Annotated in this window: 1 protein-coding gene; it reads right to left on the bottom strand. The window is 43.3% G+C overall.

Annotated features, from left to right (window positions below):
• Positions 1 to 241: 241 nt before the first annotated feature.
• Entirely contained in the window at positions 242 to 3,664 is a 3,423-nt protein-coding gene (locus tag ABFQ95_07965) for an acyl-[ACP]--phospholipid O-acyltransferase (protein MEN8237455.1), read from the bottom strand.
• Positions 3,665 to 3,881: the final 217 nt, after the last annotated feature.

Below are 3,881 nucleotides of genomic sequence, written 5' to 3'. Positions count from 1 at the left end.
GCGGATAATAATTTCTTGTTGCTCTTTGGCACTGGTCATCCCGGATTATATATAAGATTTTAATTAAATTGTCAACTTTATTTCTCCAGCCTTCCTTAGTGAGAAGCACACACGCTTACCGGAACCACACGGTGTCCTTTGACACACCCACTGCTCCATCAATTGTCGTTGCTGCCCTTAGCATTTTTGTCAGCACCAGCATGGTACGACAAAGGAGATAACGCCAATACCAATACCTAAGTCAAGCCAACTTTAAGTGTGCCAATTTCTTTGCTTGCAGGAGATCAATCTTGCCACTAGCTAGCAAAGGCAACTCAGGGACGAGGATAAAATTTGCTTTTGGTGGAAGCCAGAGCTTTGGTAAATCTCGTTTATTGAGCTTTTGCCATAGATCTTGGGGACTAAGTGATGAGTGGCTGTATATCACAGCAAGTTGTTCACCTTTTTTCTCATCTGGGATTGAAACGACGATTGCAAGCGGTCCCTCAAGGACCGCATTGATCTCTTCTTCGATTTTAATGTGGGGCACCATTTCTCCCCCTATTTTGCTAAATCGAGTCAGCCGATCAACGATGGTAATAAATCCGCCCTCATCCACTTTAGCCATGTCTCCAGTAATGTACCAACCTTCTTGGATAAAGGCCTGCCTTGTTTTCTCGGGTTGGTTTAAGTAGCCTTGCATACAACTGCCACCCTTAACCAATAACATGCCAACATGTCCAAATGGGATGGCCGCAAAAGTTTCCGGGTCTACAATTCTAGTTGCCACCCCCGGCAGTGCAGTGCCTACTGTTTCAGATTTGTAACCCTTTTGAATCCAACCAGGGCTATGCCGGACATCGGGAGTATTAATTGCGACCACAGGACCGGTTTCTGTGCAGCCATATCCTTCAAAAAGGTCAATGTCAAACTTGCTCTTAAAGTCCTGTGCAATTGAAGATCTGAGTTTTTCAGCGCCTACCACTGCATATTTAAGTGATGCAAACTGTTCTTTGCTACAGGCTCTAATGTAAGAGCGATAGAACGTTGGTGTTGAAAGAATAAATGTCGCTTTGTGTTTTTGAACAAGTTTTCCAATCGTTTTGGCATCCACCGGATTATGATGAAAAATCACTCCCAAACCTTTGATCAAGGGAAACCATAGCGTTGTGGTAAAGCCAAAAGAGTGAAAAAATGGGAGAATGCCAAGCATTCTATCTCGGCGGGTATACGGAAAGACTTGTGCGGTGGCTTCTATGTTGCAAAGAATATTTTGATGCGACAGCATAATGCCCTTAGGTTCACCAGTGCTACCACTCGAAAAGATAATGGTTGCTATTGAGTCCGATGTGGCGGGTGACTTGGGCAATGACCACCATAAGACCCTCCAAGGCAGCAGGGTACACTTTATGGTTTTGCAAAGCTTAGCTAGAGGAGTTATGTGGTTCATAAGATCTTCAAGATAGATAATATTGCCTAAAGGAATGTCCAATTTGAGTTTTTCTATAAATTTTTTCGACGTGATGATCGTCTCTAGATTGCTTTGAGCAATAGCTGAACCTAAAGAACTTTGACTGGAGGTGAAATTAAGATTGACAGGTGTCTTCCCTAAAAGACTGACGCTGATATTGGCTAAAGCGCCACCAATGGAGGCAGGGAAAAGAAGACCAATTTTTTCTTCGTTTTTGCACAATTTATGGACTTGGTCGCTCAACAAGCAGGCCGCTGTTAGAGTGTGACCAAAGGTGAGTTGACGGCTGATATCCATCATACAGACTTGCCACCATCTTTTTTTGGAAGTTTTTACAAAGCGTCTGGCAAGTGTGGTTTGAACATCGGCCCTTTGCGGAAATGCCTGACTGCTTAGTTCAACGACTCTCTGTCGAACTTCTTGGGTTGTCGCCGTATGTATCATGGGTTCCCCAAATGAAATCGTAACAGGATAGGGAATATGCCGTGGCCACTTAAAGAAGATTTTCTTTTTATGAAAGCTAAAAATACTACCCCATACACCATCAAGGTGGACAGGAATAATTGGAACCTCAAGTCTTGCGGCAATTTTTTCAAAGCCTCGTTTGAAAGGTAAGATATTACCCGTGCGGCTAATTCCGCCTTCAGCAAAAATGCAAACCAGATCTCCGTCTTGTAAGGCGAGCTGCGCATCTCTAATACTTTCCAGTACTCGTTTTCCCGATCGAACCGGAATAACTTTCATTAGTTTAAAAAAGGGTTTGAGAAACCAGATATCATAAATAGCTCCATACAACATGAAACGGACATTGCGATCTAACGCAGCTCCAATAAGCAATCCATCCACATATGACAGGTGATTGCTGATAATGAGTGCAGATCCCGTTTTTGGGACATTTTCAATTTCCAGGGTGCGAATTCGGTAAATACTGTGGGTGAAAATCCAAAGGACAAACCGAATCAGCACATCAGGCAAAAGATACACTGCATAAACCGTTGCCAACACAGTAAGTAAACCAAAAAGTAACACAATGGTGTCTGATGCTAAGCCAAGGATATCATGACACAGGTGTAGGGTTGCTGAAGCTAAGAGAATACCAAGTGTCAAAATGAAATTACTTGTGGCGATTAAGGTCCCCTTTTCGCGTTGGCCTGCAAGATTTTGCAATGAAGCGTTTAAAGGAATAAAAAACATGCCACCAGACATGCCAATGATGAAAAGAGCAACAATTGCATGCGTGTAGGAAGGAAGACCAAGTGCAAAATATCCGGCACCAATGCCGATTCCAAGGGCCCCTAATGGAACGAGTCCAAGTTCAATACGAGGACCTGACAGCCAGCCGGCACACAAACTGCCAAACCCAATTCCAAGTGCTAGAACAGTTTGGATAAGACCGGTGTGTAAATCGTCCAGTTGCAAGATTTCCTTACTGAGGATAATAAGGGTCATCTGCAACAAGGCGCCTAAAAACCAAAACCACCCAATGCCGGTGACAATCAGGCGCAATCTTTCATTGCCAAAAATTCGTTTCGCCCCGATAAAAATTTCACGCCATGGATTGAGAGGAAATCGGGTTTCAGCACCTGATTTTGCAACTTTAGGTGCCCACCAAATAATGAGCCAACCCATTATGGCAATAGAAAACATGACGGCACCAATCAACTCTTTTCTATCACTCCAGACGTAGAGCAAGCCAGCACCAAAAAAGGTGCCCAGGATGATTGCGAGAAACGTGGCTGTTTCCACAAGCCCGTTAGCCCGCGAAAGTTCTTCAGTTGAAAAAATTTCAGGCAAAATACCATATTTTGCAGGACCAAAAAACGTTGACTGTGTGGCCATTAGGAACAAGACGATCATACTGAGCCATAAAATGTCTTTGGGCAAAACTATAAAGGCAAGCCCCATGGCAATCACTTCCATCGCCTTGGTGGCAATCAAGACAGTGCGTTTGTTCCACACATCTGCAAAATAACCCGCATATCCAGAAAACAGGAGATAGGGAAGAATAAAAATCGCCCCAATGAGGGCCACAGGTCCTGAAGAATATAGCTGCGTGCCATCTGCCTGGGCAATACCAACAATAGAACTATTGACAGCCATAAGGGACAAAACCATTTTAAAGGCATTGTCATTGAGAGCACCCAAAAATAGAGACCACAAATAAGGGGTAAAGCCTTTTTTCTTGAGGATAGCCTTGTAAGATAAAGGGGTCATCGTGTCTTAAAACTGTTTCTCTTGTTGTTTGTCAATGGCGTTTCAAGATCGAGTGTAACATAAAGTTCTGCATCTTGATCTGGATTCTCTAAACGTTTTTACAAATACCCCGGGGGGAGGGGACTGGGTTAGCCGTATTACCACGGTACTTTGATTTTTTTCACTCTATTCCTGACGAAATTTTAAAAAGTGAGAATTTTTTGTAAAAAATCTATCC

Source organism: Pseudomonadota bacterium, from assembly GCA_039714795.1.
Classification (GTDB): domain Bacteria; phylum Pseudomonadota; class Alphaproteobacteria; order JAGOMX01; family JAGOMX01; genus JBDLIP01.
This window is presented reverse-complemented; position numbering and strand designations above follow the sequence as displayed.